Genomic DNA, 5,499 nt, shown 5'->3' with positions numbered 1-5,499 from the left:
ATAATACTCTTTATTTTTAAAAGTAAAAATTATCAAATCTGAAAATGAAATGATAGCGAAAATAATCATTAAAATAGTCATGTTGACTCCTCTTGATTCCCTCTTTTTTTACATTAGTATCTCATTCCTTGTTCAACTAAACTGCCATTTAGTTCTACTAAAAAAATCGGCTAAAGAGCCGATCATGTTGTTCAACTAAAGCATGCGTTAGTTCAACAAGAATAAAAAAAGAGAAACTCACAGGATAAAGAGTTTCCCTAAAAAATAGGTGATATTGGTAAAATAGAAAAATGTAACTGTACTTTATTATATAAAAATTATTATTAATGGTATTAGTTATTCGTCTTTCTTAATGGAAATCTTTTCCATTGTCATATAAATAAAGCATTGCGTTATTTACAAAAGAAAAGCCTTAGTTAGCCTTGTATAGGCAATTTAATATTCTGTTTATTCGTTCCAAAACCTAAAGCAATCGTTGCGCCAATACAGCAAAAAAAGCAACCAGCAAACTAACACTGATGGATCAGACTCACCAATTAAAACAGAGGCCACCCACCAATTGCGGAGAAAAGGGCGAACATTCAGGGATTTTCTTTTATAAGGCTGGGTATTTTAGTTTCCTTTTTATTAGCACTATTAGTATTAAACAAATTGGGATAATAATTTGAAGAGGTATTTGTAGTAAAAAGGGAACAACTTCACTTGCTTCATTACGTAATGCAACATAATTCGTTGTCATCCACATTGAACAAACTAACATTATAACCGAAGTAGGATAAACTAACTGCTTACTTTCCTTAATGCCAAATAAATCTGCTGCTCCTGACACCGCACAATAGAAATATATAGTAATCTTCACGAAATAATTACATACCGAAATCACTATAATAAAGGTATCTAATCTTTGAACAAAATCAGCAATACTAATATAACTAACAGCTGTTAGAAGTGGATATATGGTTCTTTCTATTTCAGAAACACCCATTATTGAATTATTTAACATTGAAAATAAAGTCAATATAAGCCCAGAAAATAGTAATGATGTTATTCCTACATTTACTGCTTTCTTTTGTTTATTTAAATATGGCAAAATCATAGAAAATGTAAATATCTCACCAAAAGGATTTGAAATTAATATCGGAGTTGCCTTTAACACTGGTTTCCATCCACTTTCTAATACAGGTCTTAAATTATCAATATTGATTAAGCCAGAAATAATCTCTAATCCAATAATTATAAAACTAATAAACATTATAAATAAAAAAATAAATTCATTTGCACGTGCAAATATTTCAAATCCTTTATGACATGCATATATGACAACAATCATCATTAATATTCCAATTGAAATTTGTGATGAAGCATTGTAAAGAGTAATAACCATTAACTCCTCAAAATTTCGCAAAACTCGTGCACCTATATAAATAAAATATAATATATAGATTAGTGCTAACAGTTTCCCAACATATTTACCTAAAATATTTTGTATATATTTTGTAAATGGTACATCAGGAAAAAATGAATATAACTTTATATATACAAGAAATAATAGACACCCCACAGTAAGTCCTAATAATAAACTCATCCATGCATCTTGCTTGGCTAAAGAATAGATTTCAATTGGAGGCGATGTACCATTAATAAACATAAAAATCATACATAATAATTGAAAACCACTTACTTTTAATTTACGATTCATGATAGTACCTTCATTTAATATTTATTTCCTCTATTTTCTTTTTTTAAATATGTTTATTTTCACCATTTAGAATCTAAATTATTATTTATATTACAAAAATACCCTGTATCGATACTGGATACAGAAACATTAATATACAAAGAAAAATAATGCTATTTACCTAGATTAAGATACGCAGCGTTATTATCTATAATTTAAAATTGTATATCCACTAACTGTAACTTGAGGGAATCCAGCCTTTGCCACATTGATTTTCGGATAATCCTTATTGCACAAAACTGCCATTTTGTTGAATAAAAAAACCGGCTAAAAAGCCGATCTTATTGTTCAACTATTGCATGCGTTAATTGAAGCAGAAGTATTTTAAAAATAAAAATCTTACTTAAATTTCTAATTGAATCATTGTTATTTTTTTCTCTCTATTTACCCATAAATACATATTCTTACATTTGTGAGCGAAATATCTAATCGCTACGGATTCTATTAAAGTTTCATCTAAAACAAGACTTAACCACGAAAATGATAAAAAGTGTTTATCTTTTTTTGCACTAATTAGATATTCGAATAATAGATCAAAATTTTGATCTTCGTATTTTTCTATTTTTTCTGGAACTACTTTGTAACTTAACGATGGACTCCATTCTGGTTCACTTTCACTAACATTACCATAAAGATCGCTAATAATAGGATTTATCCCTTGTTTATGAACCTCATTTAAAGACACCTTTTTAGGATTAGATAATATTACCTCAGTCGGTAAATCATTTTCATATACAACTCTACAATTATTAAAATGTAAAATAACTTCGGATATCAGCTTTTTATCCAACTTATTATTAACAAAAATGGAAATTTCACCGTTTTCAAATTGATTACCTAACATTAAATAAAATTCTGTTATTAATGAAAAGTGAGGCTCATGGTTTTTACTTGATATAAATTCTCTAATTCTAAAATCCGTGCTGACCTCATCATAATCTCCAACTACTTCAAGATTTTCATAAAGTTCTAGCCAATCTATATTTTTGAAACTTAAATTTTCTAAGTCAACTGTATATTCTGGTTCAATAGTTAACGTAGCATATGAAGTCCATCCTATATTTTTAGGTGTTGCTCCAAAGAATCTTAATAACTTTTCCTTGTAATAATCATAAAGTTTACCCACTTATACCTCCAAAACTTATTCATTTCAATATTCATGATTCCCTTAGAAATTCTTCTTCCAATTCATTTAAACTTCCATACAAGTGAAACAGAGAATGATTGATTAATGATAATCCTTTGTTGTTTTCAAACTAAAGCATGCGTTAGTCGCATAAGGTTTATTGTTTAATAACCCTTTTATTTAGCTTACCATCCCTCGATTTCGGATATTTCGGAATCTAAATACTCCGCTGAATAGAAAGATCCTTTCCTATACACGATGAAATCCGTCTTATCATTCATCGGATTCGGCGTTACTATCGGATGATTAATCCGATACGCCTTCGCGTTGTGGAGATGTAAATAAGGTTGAAAACCTTTGTTCGCTTCTACATGTAGCGAAATCTTCGACTTCAACGCACTATTTGGGTGAAGAGTGAAAAATAATTTTGTTCGAATTGCTAGTGAAGGCGTCGAATGTAATTTGATGTATAGTACACGGCATGCAGTTAATGTTAATAATATAAATAACGCAAACACTAGCCATTTTTTGCGGGTCAATTTGAACCCTCCTTCTGTTTGGATTCATGATATTTTTATCATACCAATAATAGGGAGGAGGTAACTTGAGGAAATTTTCCCTTTTTACATTAAATTTCAGACATTCTTATTCAACTAAACTGCCATTATCTTGAATAAGAAAAAAGCTACCGAAGCAGCTTAAAAGTTGTTCAACTAATGCATGCGTTAATTGAAAGTAGAAACGACATAAAAACGAGGACTCTATTACAGAGACCTTTTGCTATTTAAAACTTAGAACAAAAGGAATACCTTTCCAATAATACAAAACAAGTACTTATTAATAATATTACTGTTGGCCATATCTTTCTAAACAATTCGAATCACCTAACTTTATACTATCCCTAACACCCCAAGAATATAAATTTCACCAGCTAATTCAAAAAATAGATAAATTAAAATAAAAAAAGAGAAACCGGATTCTCTTTTTTTAGGTGATATTATTGAGCAATGGCAAACAAACTTCTTAAAATATAATTTATTAATTTAATAGCTAATGGTTTGGATTTTTTAACTAGTTACTTACTTTTAGGCAATAAAAGCTATTCTATTACAACAAAACTGCCATTTAACTGCATAAAAAAGCGATCCTTCGTTATTGAAGAATCGCATGCATTGGTTGAATTTTATTTATGAAAATCTTAGTGGTTCTTTACTTAATTCGATTCCAATAAATATTACATCTTTCTGTTAAAGTTTAATCTAGAATTTCTCTCCAGTCATAACTGACATAAAATCCTGATAAAACCCTTCATAATTTAAGCCTACTGCAATATGTTGTAAAGGTCTCCCATCAAATTTCTCAGGAGTATCTGTTACTCGAAAATCTGCAATACTTTGACCTCTAGCCACATCGGTTGAATCAATTACAACAGCAGATTGATAAAATGTAAATAGATCGCTACGTATGACTGCCATGAGAGTTACAGCATCATGAACTGGACTTCCCTGTATGCCCGGTACCTTCTTTTGATAAAATTTAAAATAATAGTAATCTAATAGTGGTTTTATAAGATCAGTTTTCCCTTTATTATGAATATAATTGACCATTGAAGGGGTAACTAAGGCATTTTGCGTTACATTTAATGGAAAAATATATGCATCTTTTACATATTTCATAACGATATTAGCCGCTATCGGATCTCCATGAAAATTCGCTTCTGCAATTGGAGTAACATTTCCAGGATATAGAAAGGCCCCACCCATAATATAGTAAGAATTCACACTTTTCATCAGATCTCCGTATAAGATAAACAGAGTGGCTAGCGAAGTTAACCTTCCTGTATTCACAATAATTAGTTCATGCTTGTATTGATCAATCAAATTAATAACTTCACAAAAGTTTTCTAAGTTCTCAAACTCTAAACCTGGATCGATTGGACCTAAACCAAACGGGCCATGTATATCAAGGTAATAGGTTGGGATCTCTCCCGTCATTGGATTCTCGGCACCCCCAAAGACTTTAACATATTCTTTCCCTGACCTTTTAAGTAAAAACCGAACATTCCTAGTTGTTTCTTTTTTAGATACGTTCCCATAATCCGCCACAATCCCAATTATATCAATATCTTCTGTTAAACGTGCATAAACCAAAGCGATTGCATCATCAATTCCAACATCGCCGAAGAATAACACTTTCTTCCCCACTGGCTTCGCTCCCTTTATAACAAAACTTCAGAACAATTCTTTATTATTTATTCCTTTGATATAATGGTATGTTGTTTTCTATTTGAAAAGTATAAAAAAAACATCCTATTTTTCACTACAGGATGTTTCTTCACTTTATTATAAGGTGATTTTCGGAACTTTTTTCATAACAATTCAAAAAAATATTTTATCATATTTAATTTAACTACAATGTCATGGTACTACAAAAAAATACCAACGAAATGTTCGATCACTTCGTTCAACTAACGCATGCTTTAGTTGTATAAGATTGAGTAATCTTTTTTTATATAACATCCTAAAACAATCCGTTACTCATAAATAAAATAACACAAACAAAATATACATAACCCCAAGAAAAGTAGTATCATTAATAGTTTTTTTAAATACCATGGTAATAAATTAACAATATA

Annotated in this window: 4 protein-coding genes and 1 pseudogene; all 5 read right to left on the bottom strand. The window is 29.9% G+C overall.

All coding sequences use genetic code 11. The features are described 5' to 3' along the window. Positions 1 to 416 precede the first annotated feature (416 nt). Positions 417 to 581: pseudogene (locus tag CN601_RS27690) on the bottom strand (DMT family transporter); the annotation flags it as partial. Between the two features lie 14 nt (positions 582 to 595). Further along, the gene (locus CN601_RS21645) at positions 596 to 1,699 is read right to left on the bottom strand and encodes a GerAB/ArcD/ProY family transporter (protein ID WP_098172324.1); all 1,104 of its coding nucleotides are present in this window, start codon (positions 1,697 to 1,699) and stop codon (positions 596 to 598) included. A 382-nt stretch (positions 1,700 to 2,081) separates the two neighbouring features. Then, on the bottom strand, positions 2,082 to 2,864 hold the full coding sequence (locus CN601_RS21640; protein WP_098172323.1) for a hypothetical protein: 783 nt from the start codon (positions 2,862 to 2,864) through the stop codon (positions 2,082 to 2,084). A gap of 185 nt (positions 2,865 to 3,049) precedes the next feature. Next, positions 3,050 to 3,403 (bottom strand): hypothetical protein, encoded by a 354-nt coding sequence (locus CN601_RS21635; RefSeq protein ID WP_098172322.1) that lies wholly within the window; start codon positions 3,401 to 3,403, stop codon positions 3,050 to 3,052. A gap of 720 nt (positions 3,404 to 4,123) precedes the next feature. Beyond that, positions 4,124 to 5,068, bottom strand: a complete 945-nt coding sequence (locus tag CN601_RS21630; RefSeq protein ID WP_098172321.1) for a nucleoside hydrolase — start codon at positions 5,066 to 5,068, stop codon at positions 4,124 to 4,126. Between the last annotated feature and the right edge of the window lie 431 nt (positions 5,069 to 5,499).

Source organism: Bacillus sp. AFS017336 (assembly GCF_002555445.1).
GTDB lineage: Bacteria > Bacillota > Bacilli > Bacillales > Bacillaceae_G > Gottfriedia.
The sequence above is the reverse complement of the archived record's forward strand: the minus strand, read 5'-3'. Positions and strand labels throughout refer to the sequence as shown.